This is a genomic window from Streptomyces sp. NPDC036815, assembly GCF_055609205.1.
Map to the genome: position 1 here is coordinate 1,091,961 of NZ_JBVJPW010000001.1, position 17,219 is coordinate 1,109,179.

The window sequence follows — 17,219 nt, forward strand, 5'->3', positions numbered from 1 at the left end:
CCCGTGACCGCCCCCGAGTCGCCCCAGCCCACCGACGCGTCCGACGACGACAAGTCGCACGTGCCTCCGCTGACGACCCGCGTCGTCATCGCCGAGGACGAGGCCCTGATCCGGCTCGACCTCAAAGAGATGCTCGAGGAAGAGGGCTACAGCGTCGTGGGCGAGGCCGGTGACGGCCAGACGGCCGTGGAGCTGGCCCGCGAGCACAAGCCGGATCTGGTGATCCTGGACGTGAAGATGCCCGTCATGGACGGCATCTCCGCGGCCGAGAAGATCGCCGAGGAGTCCATCGCCCCGGTCCTGATGCTGACCGCGTTCTCGCAGCGCGACCTCGTCGAGCGCGCGAGGGACGCGGGCGCGATGGCGTACCTCGTGAAGCCGTTCAGCAAGACGGACGTCGTCCCGGCGATCGAGATGGCCGTCTCGCGCTTCACGGAGCTGAAGACGCTGGAGAAGGAGGTCGCCGACCTCTCCCAGCGCCTGGAGACGCGGAAGCTGGTGGACCGGGCGAAGTCGATCCTGCAGACGGAGTACGGCCTGACGGAGCCCGCCGCGTTCCGGTGGATCCAGAAGACGTCGATGGACCGTCGTCTTTCGATGCAGCAGGTCGCGGAGGCGGTCATCGAGGACGCCGAGGAGAAGAAGGCGTCCAAGGGCTAGCAGCCCGGAGTACGTGTCATACGGGGAGGCCCGCACCCCCCAACCGGGGGTGCGGGCCTCCTCGTATGCGGGGCTGAGGGTCAGTCCTCGCCCAGGTACGCCTTCCGCACGGACTCGTCGTGGAGGAGGTCGCCGCCCGTGCCGGAGAGGACGATCTTGCCGACTTCCATGACGTGGCCGTGGTCGGCGAGGGAGAGCGCCGCCTGGGCGTTCTGTTCGACGAGGAGGATCGTCGTGCCGTTGGCCTTGAGTTCGGCGATGGTCGCCATGATCTTCTGCATCATGATCGGTGAGAGGCCCATGGAGGGTTCGTCGAGCATGAGCAGTTTCGGCTGGGACATGAGGGCGCGGCCCATGGCGAGCATTTGTTGTTCGCCGCCGGAGAGGGTGCCTGCGGCTTGTTTCTTGCGTTCGCCGAGGATGGGGAAGAGTTCGTAGGCCCGTTTGATGTCCTTTTCGATGCCTGCCTTGTCGGAGCGGAGGTAGGCGCCGAGGCGGAGGTTGTTCTCGATGGTCATGCGGGGGAAGATGTGGCGGCCTTCGGGGGAGTGGGCGAGGCCTTGGGCGACGATTTGGTCGGCGCGGTATTTGCGGAGCGGCTTGCCGTTGAATTTGATGGAGCCGCCCACCGGCTTCAGCAGGCCCGAGAGGGTGCGGAGTGTCGTCGTCTTGCCTGCGCCGTTCGTCCCGATCAGGGTGACGACTTCTCCTGCTTCGACTTTGAAGCTGATGCCTTTGACGGCTTCGATTTTTCCGTAGGCGACGCGGAGGTCTTCGACTTCGAGGAGTGTGGTCATGAGTTGTTCTCCTCGAAGGGTTCGCCGAGGTAGGCGGCGATGACGCGGTCGTCCTGTTGCACGGTTTCGCTGGTGCCTTCGACGAGTTTTTCGCCTTGGACGAGGACGGCGACGCGGTCGCAGAGGTTGAAGATGAAGCGCATGTCGTGCTCGATGACGAGGACGGCGATTCCCATGTCCCGGATCGCGAAGACGAGTTCTTCGGTGGCGCGGGTTTCCTGGGGGTTCATTCCGGCGGTGGGTTCGTCGAGGAGCAGCAGGCCGGGTTCGCTGGCGAGGGCGCGGGCGATTTCGAGCTTGCGTTGTTCTCCGTAGGGGAGGTTGCGTGAGAGGTGTTCGGCTTTTGCGGCGAGGCCGACGAATTCGAGGAGTTCCATGGCGCGGGCCTTGGAGGCGGCTTCTGCTCTGTGGAATCCGGGTCCGCGCAGGAGTGCTGACCAGAGGCCTTCTTTGGTGCGGGTGTGGCGGCCGACGAGGACGTTTTCGAGGACCGTCATGTTGGCGAAGAGGCGGATGTTCTGGAAGGTGCGGGCGATGCCTGCGGCGGTGACTTTGAAGGATTTGGCGGGCAGGATTTGGCCCTTGTAGCGGACTTCGCCTTCGGTGGGGATGTAGAGCCCGGTGAGGCAGTTGAAGAAGGTGGTTTTGCCGGCGCCGTTGGGGCCGATGAGTCCGACGATTTCGCCGCTGTTGACGGTGAGGTCGACGGAGCGTACGGCGGTGAGGCCGCCGAAGCGCATGGTGACGCCGCGGGCGTCGAGGACGGTTTGTCCTGCCGGGGTGGCGGGGGTGCGGTCCTCTTCGGTGGTGTGGGTGGTCATGGTCAGACCCCTGTCTTGCTGAGGGCTGCGGGTGGCGGCGTCTCGCCGGGGCTGAGGTCGGCTTCGTGGAATTCGAGTTGGCGGCGGCGGTTGGGGATGAGGCCTTCGGGGCGGAAGCGCATGAGGAGTGCGAGGGCGAGTCCGAAGGCGAAGAGCTGGTAGTCGCCGAGGAATTGGAGTTTGTTGGGGATGAGGTAGAGCAGTGAGGCGCCGACGAGGGGTCCGCTGATGGTGCCCATGCCGCCGAGGACGACGGCTGCGAGCAGGAAGGCGGAGTTGGGTGGTACGGAGTTGGCGAATTGGTACTGCTCGGGTGTGACGGTGTAGGTGACGTGGGCTTGGACGGTGCCTGCGAGGCCGGCGAGTGATGCGCCGAGGGCGAAGGCGGTGAGTTTGACGCGGAAGCCGTTGATGCCCATGGCGAGTGCGGCGGTTTCGTCTTCGCGGATGGCGACCCAGGCGCGTCCGATGCGGGAGTCTCCGCTGCGTCGGAAGACCAGGACGACGACGAGGGTGATGAGCAGCATCAGGAAGAAGTAGTTGGCGAAGCGGCCGATGGTGAAGCCGCCGATGCTGTGTTCGAGGCCGAAGTCGAAGCCGAGGATCTTCAGGTTGGGGATGGAGGAGATGCCGTTGGAGCCGTTGGTGATGTCGGGTCCGGAGGAGCCGTCGCTGTTGTTGGCGGCGAGGCGGAAGATTTCTCCGAAGCCGAGGGTGACGATGGCGAGGTAGTCGCCGCGGAGGCGGAGGGTGGGGGCGCCGATGAGGACGCCGAAGACGAGGGAGGCGCCTGCGCCGACGAGGATGGCTCCCCAGAAGGGGAGGTGGATGTCGAAGGGGGAGGAGGGGGTTCCGGAGACCATGGATGCGGCGTAGGCGCCGACGCCGAGGAAGGCGACGTATCCGAGGTCGAGGAGGCCTGCGAGTCCGACGACGATGTTCAGGCCGAGGGCGACGGTGGCGAAGATGAGGATGTAGACGCCGATGGTGGCGTATTGGTCGTCGCTTTGGGTGAAGGGGAAGGCTGCGGCGGCGAGGAAGGCGCCGATGAGGGTGATGTTGCGGTGGCGTGCGGTGTAGGTGGAGATCTGTGCGACGAGTCCGGCTTTGGCGAGTGCGGCGAAGCCGAAGCCGACGGTGATGAGGAACCCGATGAAGAGTTCGTCGTATTCGGTGCCGATGCCGTAGGTGAAGACGAGCAGGCCGGTGGCGAGGGCCGTGATGATGATGAGGATTTCGAGGTATGAGTTGAGTTTGCGGGGCGGGGCGGGGGTTTCTGCGGCGAAGGCGCCCTTGATGATGATGCGGCTGTTGCGGGCGCGGTGTTTGTACTGTTCCCAGGTGGTGTCCTCTTCGTCGACCGGGTAGGTGTGCGGTCGTGTGAAGGGGAGGGCGAGGGCGCCGGTGAGGGCGGCGAGGGTGGCGATGGCGACGATCCAGCCGCCGGGTTCGAGGTTGGCGAGGCCGCCGAGTTTCTTGGCTATGGCGAAGAGGGTGTACCAGGCGGTGGCGAAGGCGGCGAGTGCGGCGTATTTGAGGGCGGCGTCGGCTCCGGCGGGGGCGAGGGCGCGTAGGCCTTTGGTGCCGTAGGAGGCGAGTCCGTAGAGGGTGGTGAGGGCGCCTGCGATGAGGACGAGCCATTGGAGGCCGCCGGGGTAGCCGTAGACGGTGAGGTCGCCGGGGAATGCGGCGGTCCAGGTCCAGGCGAGGAACGCGGAGATGACGGTGAGGATGCCGCCGCCGGTGGCGAGTGCGCGGGCGGGGCCGACGGGGAGGGGGATGAGTCCGGTGTCGGGTGTTTCTTTGGTGAGGTTCTGCGGGCGGGGGCCGTCGGCCGGTGTGGTGTGTGTGGTCATGGTTGTCACGCCCTGTCCGCGACGCGCTCGCCGAGCAGGCCTTGGGGCCTGACGAGGAGGACGATGATGAGGAGTACGAACGCCCAGACGTCGGCCCAGGACTGGCCGCCGAGTTTGTCCATGCCGGGGACGTCGTTGATGTAGGCGGTGGCCATGGATTCGGCGAGGCCGAGGACGACGCCGCCGATCATGGCGCCGTAGATGTTGCCGATGCCGCCGAGTACGGCCGCGGTGAAGGCTTTGAGGCCGAGGATGAAGCCCATGCGGAAGTCGATCTGGCCGTATTTGAGTCCGCGGGCGACGGCGGCGATGCCGGCGAAGGCGGCGCCGATGGCGAAGGCGACGACGATGACGCGGTCGGTGTTGATCCCCATGAGTTTGGCGGTGTCGGGGTCTTGTGCGGTGGCTTGCATGCCGCGGCCGATGCGGGTCTTCATGACGAAGTAGCCGAGGGCGACCATGCAGATGGGTGCGGCGACGAGCAGGAAGATGTCGCCGGGTTGCATGGTGACGGAGCCGATGTGGATGGAGCCGCCGGGGAGTTCGGGGAAGGAGCGGGCGGATTTGGCTTCGGGGTACCAGGCCCAGACGGCTTGCTGGAGGGCGAGGGAGAGGCCGATGGCGGTGATGAGCGGGGCGAGGCGGGGTGCTTCGCGCAGGGGGCGGTAGGCGAAGCGTTCGGCTCCGACGGCGATGGTGGTGGAGACGAAGATGGCGCCTATGAGCATGAGGGGGACGGCTGCCCACATGCTGGTGCCGTCGGGGAGCCAGAGCCAGACCGTGAGGGCACCGAATCCGCCGGTCATGAAGATCTCGCCGTGGGCGAAGTTGATGAGCTGGACGATGCCGTAGACCATTGTGTAGCCGATGGCGATCAGGCCGTACATGGATCCCAATAGCAGGCCGTTGACCAGCTGTTGCGGCAGTTCGTGCACCGCAGGTCCTCCGAGTCTTTCGATGTCGTGCGACCGTTTCGCGGTGGCGCGGGGGCCTGTGCGTGGTCGCACGCTCCTGGTGACGGGCGCGACGGATGCGACGCCGCGCGGGGCGCTTGTGTGTGAGCGCCCCGCGCGGTCTGTCGTGGGCTTGCGGGTCGTGCGTCAGTTGGACCCGGCGTAGGTGCCGGACTCGACGGGCTTCCAGCCGGTCTTGGGGTCGGTCGTCTTGACCTGGTAGACGGTGAGCTGCTTGTTGGTCGCGTCGCCGTACTGGTCGAAGGAGACCTTGCCGGTGACGCCGTCGAAGGAGACGTCCTTCATGGCGTCGATGACCTTGGTGCGGGCGTCGTCGGGCAGCTTGCCGTCGTTGTCGTCGACGATCTTCTTGACGGCTTCGATGATGGCCCAGGCGCTGTCGTAGGAGTAGCCGCCGTAGGCTTCGTAGGCTTCTTTGAAGCCGGCCTTCTTGTAGTTGGCGATGAATTCCTTGGCGGAGGGGAGTTCTTCGACGGGCTGGCCGACGGAGGTGGCGTAGTCGCCGACTCCCTGCTTGCCGGAGAGCTTGATGAAGTCGGCGCTGTAGATGCCGTCGCCGCCGACGAGGGGGGCTTTGGAGCCTGCCTGCTTCATCTGCTTGCTGAGGGGTCCGGCCTGGGGGTATTCGCCGCCGTAGTAGACCAGGTCCGCGTCGGAATTGCGGATCTTGGTGGCGACGGCGCCGAAGTCCTTGGTGTCGGGGTTGATGTGTTCGGTGCCGACGACCTTGCCGCCGAGCTTGGTGAACTCGTCCTTGAAGGTGGCGGCGAGTCCGGCGCCGTAGGTCTTCTTGTCGTCGACGACGAAGACCTTCTTCTTCTTGGCCTTGTTGTACAGGTACTGGGCGGCGAAGGGTCCTTGGATCGCGTCGGTGGTGGCCGTGCGGAAGTAGGACTTGTAGGGGCGCGCCTTCTTGCCGCCGTTCCAGTCCGGGCCCTGGGTGAGGGCGGGATTGGTGTTGGCGGGGGAGACCTGGACGAGTTTGGCGTCGTCGAAGACCTTCTGCATGGACTCGGCGACGGAGGAGTTCAGGGGGCCGACGGCTCCGAGGACGCTCTTGTCGGCGACGAACTTGGTGGCGTTCGTCTGGCCGGACGAGGGCTGGCCCTGGTCGTCGAGTGCCTGGATCTTGAACGTGACTCCGTCGACGTACTTCTTCTGGTTGGCCTGTTTGGTGGCGAGGTCGACGGAGTTGCGGATGCCGAGGCCCAGTGCGGAGAGTTCACCGGTCAGTGGCGCGTCGACGCCGATGACCACGGTGGTGCCGCCCCCACCGGCCTCGTCTCCGTCGTCCTTGTCGTCGCGCGAGCCACAGGCGGTGAGGGTGAGAGCCCCCGCGGTGAGTGCAGCGGTGATGGCTATGAGCGAACGTTGACGCACGATCAGTCCTTTCCCCTGGCACGGCTGTCCCTTGTTGGGATGCCGAGTCGAGCGCGGAACCGAACTGACAGGAATCCGGTGGGCGCGGTGACTGGCCGTGACTCTAAGGGCGGCTTTGTTCCTGGTGGAGTGGTCGGACCAAGGCTGTGACGCTCTTGTTATGCCACGGAGTATTCCGGGCTGGAACACGGGGGGCGGTTGGGGCTGAATATGGCCTTGTTCGGTGGATCTCGACGGATCCGCATGCTGAGAATCTCCGGGGCTTCTGGCAGGACTGTAAATGCCTTTTACTCATGACAGTGGTGTTCGTGGGCATGCGGCGTCGAGAGCCCCGGAAAGATCATTCGCGTATTCCGGACCCAGGATGTAACTCTGCCGCTCGTTTGCGCGGGCATTACGCAGCGTTACCTCCAGAAAAGGGAGGCTGGCATTCCGGGGCACTTCTCCGCATTCGCGAATGTGCATCGTGATGATCAACTTCCGGGGAGATCCCGATTTGAGCGTGAAAGGCGCGGGAGGGGAGGTGCTGACCGAAAGGGCCGCCGACGGCTGGGAGACCCGGCGGACGGTCGTCGGCGGACCGGACTCCTGTGCGAACGTGACGCTGAAGGTGAAGCTCCGGTCTCCGGGCCGCGGCTGCGACATCCGGCCCGCGTACGTCACCGCCACGCTCTGCGACGGCCAGGGCGGGGGCGGTTCGGGCGGCGGTTCCGGTCGGGTCAGGTAGAGGGTGAGCCCGGCGGCGCCCGCGAGCGCGGCCGCGCAGGCGACGAGTGCGGTACGGCGGTGGCGCAGCCGGTGCGGTGCGGTGCGGGCCGCCGGGTGCGGCAGGGCCCGCTCGTGGTCGTAGGTGTCCTCGCCCGGCTCGACCGGTCCGATGGCGTTCACACCCACGGCCCGCCGCTCGGCCCGCCGTGCCGATAGCGCTCGGCACACCTGGCCCGCGCCTGACGGCCGATCAACTCCCGCCCCGCGTCCTGGGATTCACGCCGCCGCTCGGTGCGCGCGGCGTCCAGGATGTCGCGCAGGATCATGTACTGCCCGTTCGACAGGCCCATCGACTGGTAGTCGCCGTAACCCGTGTCGCCCGAGTCGTAGATCTGCCGGGCCCACTTGGTGATGACCGTGGCGCAGAGGCGGGCGGGAGGGGTCGCGTCGGCGGAGGTGCGCGGGGTACGGAGGGTGGCGTCGGGACCGTCGTCGGCGCCGGAGCTTCCGCAGCCGGCGGCGAGGACGGCGGTGAGGGCGAGCGCACAGAGCGATATCCGGTGCCTCATGTGGAGACGCTAGTGCGGTGCGGCCGCTCCGACAATGAGCTGGGCGGGCTCAATGAGCCGGGCGGGCTCTACGGGCCGCGCACCCCCGCGCGGGCGGGGGGGCGGGCCGTCTGCCGGGCGTCAGCCGGCCGAGGCGACCGAGCCCGTCTCGGGGGTCGCGTCACGCAGCATGCAGGTCAGGCGGGCGCTGCAGACGCGCTTGCCCTGGTCGTCGGTGATCACGATCTCGTACGTGGCCGTCGAGCGGCCCCGGTGCACGGGTGTCGCCACGCCCGTGACCAGGCCGGAGCGGGCGCCGCGGTGGTGCGTGCAGTTCAGGTCGACGCCGACGGCGAGCTTGTCGACGCCGCCGTGCAGCATCGCGCCGACCGAGCCGAGGGTCTCCGCGAGGACGGCGGACGCCCCGCCGTGCAGCAGCCCGTACGGCTGGGTGTTGCCCTCGACGGGCATGGTGCCGACGACGCGCTCCGCCGAGGCCTCCAGGACCTGCACGCCCATGCGGGTGCCGAGGTGCCCCGCCGAGAACAGGGAGGGCAGGTCGACGCCGAGCGCCGCGTACTCGTCGATGACCTCCTGCGGGAACTTCACGCTGTGCTGCTCACCCATGGGCCCGGCTCCGTTCGTTCGTCCTCGGCTGTCGCTGAGCGAACGCTCAGTCGAGCGCCGATTGTTCCAGGCGTACGACGACGGACTTGCTGGCAGGGGTGTTGCTGGTGTCCGCGGTGGCGTCCAGCGGCACCAGGACGTTGGTCTCGGGGTAGTACGCGGCCGCGCAGCCGCGGGCCGTCGGGTAGTGCACGATCCGGAAGCCCGGCGCGCGGCGCTCCACGCCGTCCTGCCACTCGCTGACGAGGTCGGCGTACGAGCCTTCGGCGAGGCCGAGGCCGGCCGCGTCGTGCGGGTTGACGAGGACGACGCGGCGGCCGTTCCTGATGCCGCGGTAGCGGTCGTCGAGGCCGTAGATCGTGGTGTTGTACTGGTCGTGGGAGCGCAGGGTCTGCAGCAGCAGCCGCCCTTGCGGGAGCTTCGGGTACTCGACGGGTGCGGCGGTGAAGTTGGCCTTGCCGGTGGCGGTGGGGAAGCGGCGCTCGTCGCGGGGCGCGTGCGGCAGGGCGAAGCCGCCGGGGCGCGCCACCTTCGCGTTGAAGTCCTCGAAGCCGGGGATCACGCGCGCGATGCGGTCGCGCACGGTGGCGTAGTCCTTCTCGAACTCCTCCCAGGGCGTGTGCGACGCGCTGCCCAGGACGCGGCGCGCGAGGCGGCACACGATGGCGGGCTCGGACAGGAGGTGCTTGCCCGCGGGCTCCAGGCGCCCGCGTGAGGCGTGCACCATGCCCATGGAGTCCTCGACGGTCACGAACTGCTCGCCGCCGGCCTGGAGGTCGCGCTCGGTGCGGCCCAGGGTCGGCAGGATCAGGGCGCGCGCGCCGGTGACGGCGTGCGAGCGGTTCAGTTTCGTCGACACGTGCACGGTGAGGCGTGCCTTGCGCATCGCCGCCTCGGTGACGTCGGTGTCGGGGGAGGCGGCGACGAAGTTGCCGCCCATCGCGAAGAACACCTTTGCCTCGCCGTCGCGCAGGGCCCGGATGGCGCGGACGACGTCCAGGCCGTGGTGGCGGGGCGGCGCGAAGCCGAACTCCTTCTCCAGGGCGTCGAGGAAGGCGGGGGCCGGGCGTTCGAAGATGCCCATCGTGCGGTCGCCCTGCACGTTCGAGTGGCCGCGCACGGGGCAGACGCCCGCTCCGGGGCGGCCGATGTTGCCGCGCAGCAGGAGGAAGTTGACGACTTCGCGGATGGTGGGCACCGCGTGCTTGTGCTGGGTGAGTCCCATCGCCCAGCACACGACGGTGCGCTCGGAGGCGAGGACCATGCGCAGCGCTTCCTCGATGCGCTCGCGCTCCAGGCCCGTGGCCGTGAGGGTGTCGTCCCAGTCGGCGGCCCGTGCGGCTTCGGTGAACGCTTCGTAGCCGTGGGTGTGTTCGCGGACGAAGTCCTTGTCGACGGCTCCCTCCGTCTCCAGGATGAGCTTGTTGAGGAGGCGGAAGAGGGCCTGGTCGCCGCCGAGGCGGATCTGCAGGAAGAGGTCGGTGAGGGCGGTGCCCTTGAGCATGCCCTGTGCGGTCTGCGGGTTCTTGAAGCGCTCCAGGCCGGCTTCGGGCAGCGGGTTGACCGTGATGATCTTCGCGCCGTTGTTCTTGGCCTTCTCCAGGGCGGAGAGCATGCGCGGGTGGTTCGTGCCCGGGTTCTGCCCGGCGACGATGATCAGGTCCGACTTGTACAGGTCCTCCAGGAGGACGCTGCCCTTGCCGATGCCGATGGTCTCGGTGAGCGCGGAGCCCGACGACTCGTGGCACATGTTCGAGCAGTCGGGCAGGTTGTTGGTGCCGAGCTCGCGGGCGAACAGCTGGTACAGGAACGCCGCTTCGTTGCTGGTGCGGCCCGAGGTGTAGAAGACGGACTCGTCGGGGGAGTCCAGGGCCTCGATCTCCTCGGCGACGATGTCGAAGGCCCGCTCCCAGGAGACGGGCTCGTACCGCTCGGCGCCCTCGGCGAGGTACATGGGGTGGGTGAGGCGGCCCTGCTGTCCCAGCCAGTACCCACTGCGGGTGGCGAGGTCCGCCACCGGGTGGGCGGTGAAGAAGTCGGGCGTGACGCGCCGCAGCGTGGCCTCTTCGGCGACCGCCTTCGCGCCGTTCTCGCAGAACTCCGCCTTGTGGCGGTGGTCCGGCTCGGGCCAGGCGCAGCCGGGGCAGTCGAAGCCGTCCTTCTGATTGACGCGCAGCAGCGTCAGCGCCGTGCGCCGCACGCCCATCTGCTGCTGTGCCATCCGCAGCGTGTGACCGATGGCGGGCAGGCCCGCGGCCGCGTGCTGCGCCTCGGCGACCTGCGGCGCGTCCTGGACCGGATCGCCCTTGGGCGGCTTGCTTGCCATGGTCGGCTCCCCTTCGAGGACCTGCGTGAGCTACGGCTCCCAGCTGCGTGAGCCTTCTCTCGATCCTCCCACGCGACGGTGACAATGCCGGGCTCAGGGGCGGCACGGGGCCGGAGTGTCAGTGGGGCGTGGCAGGATCGGGGACGTGGCAGAAACAGCATCGAAGAAGAAGTCCGAGACCGCGGCGACGAAGGCCCCCGAGGCGGGCGGTGAGCGGCGTCCGCGCCTGCTCCTCATGGACGGGCACTCACTGGCGTACCGGGCGTTCTTCGCGCTGCCCGCGGAGAATTTCACGACCGCGACGGGCCAGCCGACGAATGCGATCTACGGCTTCGCGTCGATGCTGGCGAACACGCTGCGCGACGAGGCGCCCACGCACTTCGCGGTGGCGTTCGACGTCTCGCGCAAGACGTGGCGATCCGAGGAGTTCTCCGAGTACAAGGCGAACCGCTCCAAGACCCCGGACGAGTTCAAGGGCCAGGTCGAGCTGATCGGCGAGATGCTCGACGCGATGCACGCGGTGCGCTTCGCGGTCGACGGCTTCGAGGCGGACGACGTCATCGCCACCCTGGCCACACAGGCGGAGGCGGCCGGCTTCGAGGTGCTGATCGTCACGGGTGACCGTGACTCCTTCCAGCTGATCACCGACCACGTGACGGTGCTGTATCCCACGAAGGGCGTCTCGGAGCTGACGCGCTTCACCCCGGAGAAGGTCACCGAGAAGTACGGCCTGACCCCCGCGCAGTACCCCGACTTCGCGGCGCTGCGCGGCGACCCGTCGGACAACCTCCCGGGCATCCCCGGCGTCGGTGAGAAGACCGCCGCGAAGTGGATCAACCAGTTCGGTTCGTTCGCCGACCTCGTCGAGCGCGCCGACGAGGTCAAGGGCAAGGCCGGGCAGAACTTCCGCGACCACCTGGACGCGGTCAAGCTCAACCGCCGCCTGACCGAGATGGTCCGTGACGTCGAACTGCCCAAGACCGTCGCCGACTTGGAGCGCGCTCCGTACGACCGTACGGCGCTCGCGATGGTCCTGGACACCCTGGAGATCCGCAACCCCTCGCTGCGGGAGCGGCTCCTCGCCGTCGACCCGGGCGCGCAGGAGGCCGAGCAGGCCCCCGCGGAGCCGGGCGTGGAGCTGGACGGCACGGTCATCGGCGCGGGCGAGCTGGCCCCGTGGCTGGCCGAGCACGGCAGGGCGGTCCTCGGCCTCGCCACGGTCGACACCTGGGCGCTCGGCACGGGCACGGTCACCGAGATCGCGCTGGCGGCGGCGGGCGGGGCGGCGGCGTGGTTCGACCCGTCGACCCTGGACGAGGCCGACGAGAACGCCTTCGCGGCCTGGATCGGCGACCCCACCAAGCCCAAGGTCCTGCACAACGCCAAGAGCGCGATGCGGGTCTTCCCCGAGCACGGGTGGAGCGTGGACGGCGTCACCATGGACACGGCGCTCGCCGCGTATCTGGTGAAGCCGGGCCGTCGCTCCTTCGCCCTCGACGCGCTCTCCCTGGAGTACCTGGGCCGTGAGCTGGCGCCCGCCTCGGCCGCCGACGGGCAGCTCGCCTTCGGTACGGAGGAGGACGACCGGGCCGAGGCCGACTCCCTGATGTCGCAGGCCCGCACGATCCTCGACCTGGGTACGGCCTTCGGCGAGAGGCTGACTGAGGTCGGCGCGAGCGATCTGCTCGGCGACATCGAGCTGCCGACGTCCACGCTCCTGGCCCGTCTGGAGCGGCACGGCATCGCGGCGGACCGCGCCCACCTGGAGGCCATGGAGCAGCAGTTCGCGGGCGCGGTGCAGCAGGCCGTGAAGGAGGCGCACGCCGCGGCGGGCCACGAGTTCAACCTCGGCTCGCCCAAGCAGCTCCAGGAAGTCCTCTTCGGCGAGCTGAACCTCCCCAAGACGAAGAAGACGAAGACCGGTTACACCACGGACGCGGACGCGCTGGCCTGGCTCGCGGCCCAGACCGAGAACGAACTGCCGGTCATCATGCTCCGCCACCGCGAGCAGGCGAAGCTGCGCGTCACCGTCGAGGGGCTGATCAAGGCGATCGCCGCGGACGGCCGCATCCACACCACGTTCAACCAGACGGTGGCGGCGACGGGCCGGCTCTCCTCCACGGAGCCGAACCTGCAGAACATCCCGGTCCGCACGGACGAGGGCCGGGCGATCCGCCGCGGCTTCGTCGTGGGCGAGGGCTTCGAGTCGCTCATGACCGCCGACTACAGCCAGATCGAACTGCGCGTGATGGCCCACCTCTCCGAGGACGAGGGCCTCCTGGAGGCGTTCTCCTCCGGCGAGGACCTGCACACCACGGTCGCCTCGCAGGTGTTCGGCGTGGACGGTTCCGCGGTCGACGCGGAGATGCGCCGCAAGATCAAGGCGATGTCGTACGGCTTGGCGTACGGCCTGTCCGCGTTCGGCCTGTCCCAGCAGCTGAACATCGACGCGGGCGAGGCCCGTGCCCTGATGGACACGTACTTCGAGCGGTTCGGTGGCGTACGGGACTACCTGCGCCGCGCGGTCGACGAAGCCCGCGCGACGGGTTACACGGAGACGATGCTCGGCCGCCGCCGGTACCTCCCCGACCTCAACAGCGACAACCGCCAGCGCCGTGAGATGGCCGAGCGGATGGCGCTGAACGCGCCGATCCAGGGCACGGCCGCGGACATCGTCAAGATCGCCATGCTGAACGTGCACGGCGCGCTCACCGCGGCGAAGCTCGACTCCCGCATGCTGCTGCAGGTCCACGACGAAATCGTCCTGGAGATCGCGCCGGGCGAGCGGGCGAAGGTGGAGGAGCTGGTCCGCAGGGAGATGGCGGGAGCGGTGGATCTGCGGGCGCCGTTGGATGTGTCGGTGGGGGTGGGGCGGGACTGGGAATCCGCAGCGCACTAGCCCTCCCGGGCCGGGGAGCGGGCGGGGTGGGGGTGCCCCCCTCCACCGGCTTGTGCCCCTTCGGGGGTTCTGGTGCTTCGTCCCTGCGGGTTGGGTGGGGTTGGGTGCGCAGTTCCCCGCGCCCCTTCGGGGGGTTCCGGTGCTTCGTCCCTGCGGGTTGGGTGTGGCTGGGTGCGCAGTTCCTCGCGCCCCTTGGGGGTGGGCCTTTTCGGTAATGGTGCTGCCTTTCTTCTCTGCCGCAACTGTGGTCAAGCCCTGGGGGCGTGCTTCGGTGTGTCGAAATTGGCTGGGGACCCACCCCGGATGGCCCGCGCAGCGGCAGCGTCCCGCTCAAGCCCAGCGCCGCGGCACCTCACTCGCGTGGCCCCCGGTGGGGCGCCCCCGGCGTGAGGCGGGGGACAGGATGTGGGTATGGGTTCTCACCTGCGTAGGTGCCGCGCGGCTCTCGCTGCGGCGTTGACCACGGCTCTTCTCGCTCCTATACCGGCCGTCGCCGCCGAAGCCGGCCAGCGGCAGGGCGCAGCGCTCTGCAGGGCGGGTCGTGACCGTGTTCTCGCCGCCCGGATGTCCAGGGACATCCGGGCGGCGCTGTCGTCCCGGCGGGGCACCGTCTCCGTGTCCGTGCGCGACACCCGTACCGGGCTTGTCTGCGAACTCGCGAGCCTGCGGCGCTACGACTCGGCCAGCGTCGTCAAGGTGCTGGTGATGGAGGCCGCCCTGCGCCGCGCGCAGGAGTGGGGGCGGGGCCTCACCGACTGGGAGCGCCGCAAGATCCGCCCGATGATCACCGTGTCGGACAACAACGCGACCGTGCGGCTCTGGAGCGACCTCGGTCAGTCCTGTCTCTCCCGGTTCCTGCGCCGCGTCGGGACCACCGCCACCACCCTGGGTTCGTACGGTCGTTGGGGGCTGACCCGCACCACGGCGGCCGATCAGCAGCGGCTGCTGGGTGCGCTCACGGAGGCCGGCGACGTCCTGCGGCCCGGCTCGCGTGCGTACGGGCTGCGGCAGCTGGCCGATGTGCGGCGCGACCAGCGCTGGGGCGTGCCCGCGGGCGTGCCGCGCGGCATCCGGGCGCATCTCAAGAACGGCTGGCTGCCCCGGGCCGCGCACGGCTGGCGCGTGCACAGTGTCGGCGCGTTCACCGGCGAGGGGCGCACGTACCGCATCGTCGTCCTTTCGCACGACAACCCCTCGATGGCGTACGGAGTGCGTACCATCGAGCGCATCGCCCAGGCGGTGCACCGGGGCCTGAACAAGGGCCGCGCCCTGAGCCAGGGTTTCACCCCGGAGAGCGAGATCAGCGAGGTTCCGGACGGCTCCGTTCCGGCGGAGGGCGAGGGCGGGGAGCCCACCCCGTAACCCGTCGCGTAACAGACTTGTCGCGGCCGCAAGGCCAACTGGTAAAAACCGGGCACGAACGGGTGTCTGGGCGCTCGAAGTTGTCGTAGTGTCGCCTGAGTCGACTCACTGGAATGTGCGGGCGTACGACAACAAGCGTGTACGCAGGAGAACGCGTGCACGGAGGTGGGGGCGGCGCGAAATGGCCGCCACAAGGGGAGGGGTGGCTCGGTCATGGCGCCGGTATTCGGCAGGCGGCTGCGCAGAGGAACGATGACCGCAGCGGTGGCCGCGGCGGCAGTGGCGGCCCTCGCCGCGTCGCAGGCTCCGGGCGTGACGGACGTGCCGCGCGGCGGCGAGCGGGCGGCGGGCTCTTCGGACACCGCGGAGTCGCCCGACGGCTCCGCGACGGGTGACTCCCCGTACTACACCGACCTGCCACCGCTGCAGAGCCCCGTGCCGCCGAAGACCGGCGGCCACGAGGCGGGCCTGCCGGCCACCGTGCTCGACGCGTACAAGAAGGCCGAGGCCGCTCTCCACGCCGACAAGCCCGGCTGCAACCTGCCCTGGCAGCTGCTCGCCGCCATCGGCAAGGTCGAGTCGGGCCAGGCCCGCGGCGGCCGTGTCGACGCGGACGGCACCACGCTCAAGCCGATCCTGGGTCCGGTCCTGAACGGCAACGGCTTCGCGAAGATCACCGACACCGACAAGGGCGCGTACGACGGGGACACCACGCACGACCGTGCGGTCGGCCCCATGCAGTTCATCCCGTCGACGTGGGCGACCTCGGGCCGGGACGGCAACGGCGACGGCAAGAAGGACCCCAACAACATCTACGACGCGGCGCTGGCCGCCGGTTACTACCTCTGCGGGGGCGACCGCGACCTGTCCGTCGAGGACGACCTGCACCAGGCGATCCTGAGCTACAACCACTCGACGGAGTACCTGAACACGGTCCTGTCGTGGCTGGAGTTCTACCGCAAGGGCACCCACGAGATCCCGGACGGTTCGGGCACCCTGCCGGACGACCGCAGCGACACCCGGGGCCCGACGGTGCCGCTCTCCCCGTCGCCCAAGCCCAAGCCCAAGCCGAACCCCGGCCACGGCAGGACGGGCGGGCAGGAGTCCGGCACCCGCCCCGGCGACGCCAACCCCGAGCCGCCGAACGGAGGCGGTCACGGGAAGCCCGGGCCCTCACCGACCGAGCGGGTCGACGTCCTGGCCAACGCCGGGACGGGCGACCTCGTCGCGAAGACGGGCGACGCCTTCACCGAGCGCGTCGCGGTGCGCGCGGAGTCCGAGTCGGGTGCCTCCGTGCCGAAGGTCAAGGTGAAGTTCCGCGTCGTCGGTGCCACGGACACCCGCTTCGCGGGCGGCGCGCGGAGCGTCGTCGTCACCACGGGCGCCACCGGCAAGGCCACCGCCCCCGAGCTCCAAGCGGGCGAGAAGGCGGGCAAGTTCACCGTCCTCGCCACCGTCATAGGCCGCTCGCTGCCCGGCATCGAGTTCGACGCCGAGGTCACCGCGCGCCTGGCCGACGCGGTCGCCAGGACCGGCGACGAGCCGCTGGTCTGCGAGCCGGGCAAGGAGTTCGCCGACCGGGTCGAGGTCAGGGCGACGTACCGGGGCAAGGCGGCCGACGGCGTCGCGGCCACCGCCACGATGATCAAGTCGGCGGCGGACGCGACCGCCAACGACAAGGGCCCCTACTTCAAGGGCGCGGACGGCAAGCCGGTCCGCACGCTCACGGGCCTCAAGACGGACGCGAACGGCCGGCTCAAGCTCCCGAAGATGTACGCGGACGACGCGGCGGGCACGTACCTCCTGCGCATCGTCACGGACGGCGGTGCCACCCTCACCGTCGAACTGAAGGTGGCCGCCGCCGAGCCCGACGCGACGCCGTCGCCGACGGACTCCTCCAGCGCGTCCCCGAGCGCCTCGCCGAGTGCTTCACCGAGTGGGACGCCGAGCGCCTGACCCCGCGGCCGCCCGGCCGCCGCGCGTCCTTGTGACCGCCCCTCCGCCCACCACGGCGGAGGGGCGGTCCGTGTTGTGCGACGTGTTCTCATCTCGCTCGTCCGTTGCTACGGTGCCCGGCCTGACGACCTATCAGTTCCGGCCGCAAGCCGAATCGGGAGGCCCCGCATGCGCGCCCTCATCGCCGCCGCCACCGGTCTCGCCGTCGCGCTCGCCCTGGTCCTGACCATCACGGCGATCGGCGCCCCACCGGGCGAGACGTCCCCCGAGCCGCTCCTCACCACTGTCCCCAAGCACCCGTAGAC

14 protein-coding genes are annotated in these 17,219 nt (G+C 69.2%); 5 read left to right on the forward strand and 9 right to left on the reverse strand.

Going from position 1 to position 17,219, the window contains the following annotated elements; genetic code table 11:
* The first annotated feature begins 3 nt into the window (after nucleotides 1–3).
* Nucleotides 4–660, forward strand: coding sequence for an ANTAR domain-containing response regulator (locus ACZ69I_RS04865; RefSeq protein ID WP_384255683.1), 657 nt, complete (start codon nucleotides 4–6; stop codon nucleotides 658–660).
* A gap of 80 nt (nucleotides 661–740) precedes the next feature.
* Here ACZ69I_RS04865 and ACZ69I_RS04870 read toward each other — a convergent pair whose 3' ends face one another.
* The 9 genes from ACZ69I_RS04870 to ACZ69I_RS04910 form a co-directional block, all read right to left on the reverse strand.
* The gene (locus ACZ69I_RS04870; RefSeq protein WP_467668013.1) at nucleotides 741–1,457 is read right to left on the reverse strand and encodes an ABC transporter ATP-binding protein; all 717 of its coding nucleotides are present in this window, start codon (nucleotides 1,455–1,457) and stop codon (nucleotides 741–743) included.
* Complete coding sequence (locus tag ACZ69I_RS04875; protein WP_470830483.1) at nucleotides 1,454–2,278, reverse strand: ABC transporter ATP-binding protein; 825 nt, start codon at nucleotides 2,276–2,278, stop codon at nucleotides 1,454–1,456. Before ACZ69I_RS04875 ends, ACZ69I_RS04870 begins: the two co-directional genes overlap by 4 nt.
* Nucleotides 2,279–2,280: 2 nt before the next feature.
* Nucleotides 2,281–4,134 (reverse strand): branched-chain amino acid ABC transporter permease, encoded by a 1,854-nt coding sequence (locus ACZ69I_RS04880; RefSeq protein ID WP_467668009.1) that lies wholly within the window; start codon nucleotides 4,132–4,134, stop codon nucleotides 2,281–2,283.
* 5 nt (nucleotides 4,135–4,139) lie between these two features.
* Nucleotides 4,140–5,069, reverse strand: coding sequence for a branched-chain amino acid ABC transporter permease (locus ACZ69I_RS04885; RefSeq protein ID WP_470830484.1), 930 nt, complete (start codon nucleotides 5,067–5,069; stop codon nucleotides 4,140–4,142).
* Nucleotides 5,070–5,234: 165 nt separating this feature from the next.
* A complete protein-coding gene (locus tag ACZ69I_RS04890; RefSeq protein ID WP_467668005.1) occupies nucleotides 5,235–6,488 on the reverse strand; it encodes a branched-chain amino acid ABC transporter substrate-binding protein in 1,254 nt (417 codons plus the stop codon).
* A gap of 291 nt (nucleotides 6,489–6,779) precedes the next feature.
* The gene (locus ACZ69I_RS04895; protein ID WP_470830485.1) at nucleotides 6,780–7,376 is read right to left on the reverse strand and encodes a Tat pathway signal sequence domain protein; all 597 of its coding nucleotides are present in this window, start codon (nucleotides 7,374–7,376) and stop codon (nucleotides 6,780–6,782) included.
* Nucleotides 7,373–7,765: a hypothetical protein gene (locus ACZ69I_RS04900; protein WP_470830486.1), complete on the reverse strand. Its 393-nt coding sequence runs from the start codon at nucleotides 7,763–7,765 to the stop codon at nucleotides 7,373–7,375. The genes ACZ69I_RS04895 and ACZ69I_RS04900 overlap by 4 nt, the downstream gene beginning before the upstream one ends.
* A 120-nt stretch (nucleotides 7,766–7,885) precedes the next feature.
* Nucleotides 7,886–8,371 carry a PaaI family thioesterase gene (locus ACZ69I_RS04905; RefSeq protein WP_467667999.1) on the reverse strand — a complete coding sequence of 162 codons (486 nt, stop codon included), beginning with the start codon at nucleotides 8,369–8,371 and terminating at the stop codon, nucleotides 7,886–7,888.
* Between the two features lie 46 nt (nucleotides 8,372–8,417).
* Nucleotides 8,418–10,697 (reverse strand): FdhF/YdeP family oxidoreductase, encoded by a 2,280-nt coding sequence (locus ACZ69I_RS04910; RefSeq protein ID WP_470830487.1) that lies wholly within the window; start codon nucleotides 10,695–10,697, stop codon nucleotides 8,418–8,420.
* Between the two features lie 235 nt (nucleotides 10,698–10,932).
* Here ACZ69I_RS04910 and polA point away from each other — a divergent pair, with 235 nt between their 5' ends.
* From polA to ACZ69I_RS04930, 4 genes are all read left to right on the forward strand, one after another.
* Nucleotides 10,933–13,596, forward strand: a complete 2,664-nt coding sequence (gene polA / locus ACZ69I_RS04915) for a DNA polymerase I (protein WP_470830662.1) — start codon at nucleotides 10,933–10,935, stop codon at nucleotides 13,594–13,596.
* 564 nt (nucleotides 13,597–14,160) lie between these two features.
* Nucleotides 14,161–14,958, forward strand: a complete 798-nt coding sequence (locus ACZ69I_RS04920; RefSeq protein WP_470830488.1) for a serine hydrolase — start codon at nucleotides 14,161–14,163, stop codon at nucleotides 14,956–14,958.
* A gap of 213 nt (nucleotides 14,959–15,171) precedes the next feature.
* A complete protein-coding gene (locus ACZ69I_RS04925) occupies nucleotides 15,172–16,914 on the forward strand; it encodes a lytic transglycosylase domain-containing protein (protein WP_470830489.1) in 1,743 nt (580 codons plus the stop codon).
* Nucleotides 16,915–17,082: 168 nt separating this feature from the next.
* Nucleotides 17,083–17,217 (forward strand): SPW_0924 family protein, encoded by a 135-nt coding sequence (locus ACZ69I_RS04930; protein ID WP_016639761.1) that lies wholly within the window; start codon nucleotides 17,083–17,085, stop codon nucleotides 17,215–17,217.
* The last annotated feature ends 2 nt before the right edge of the window (nucleotides 17,218–17,219 follow it).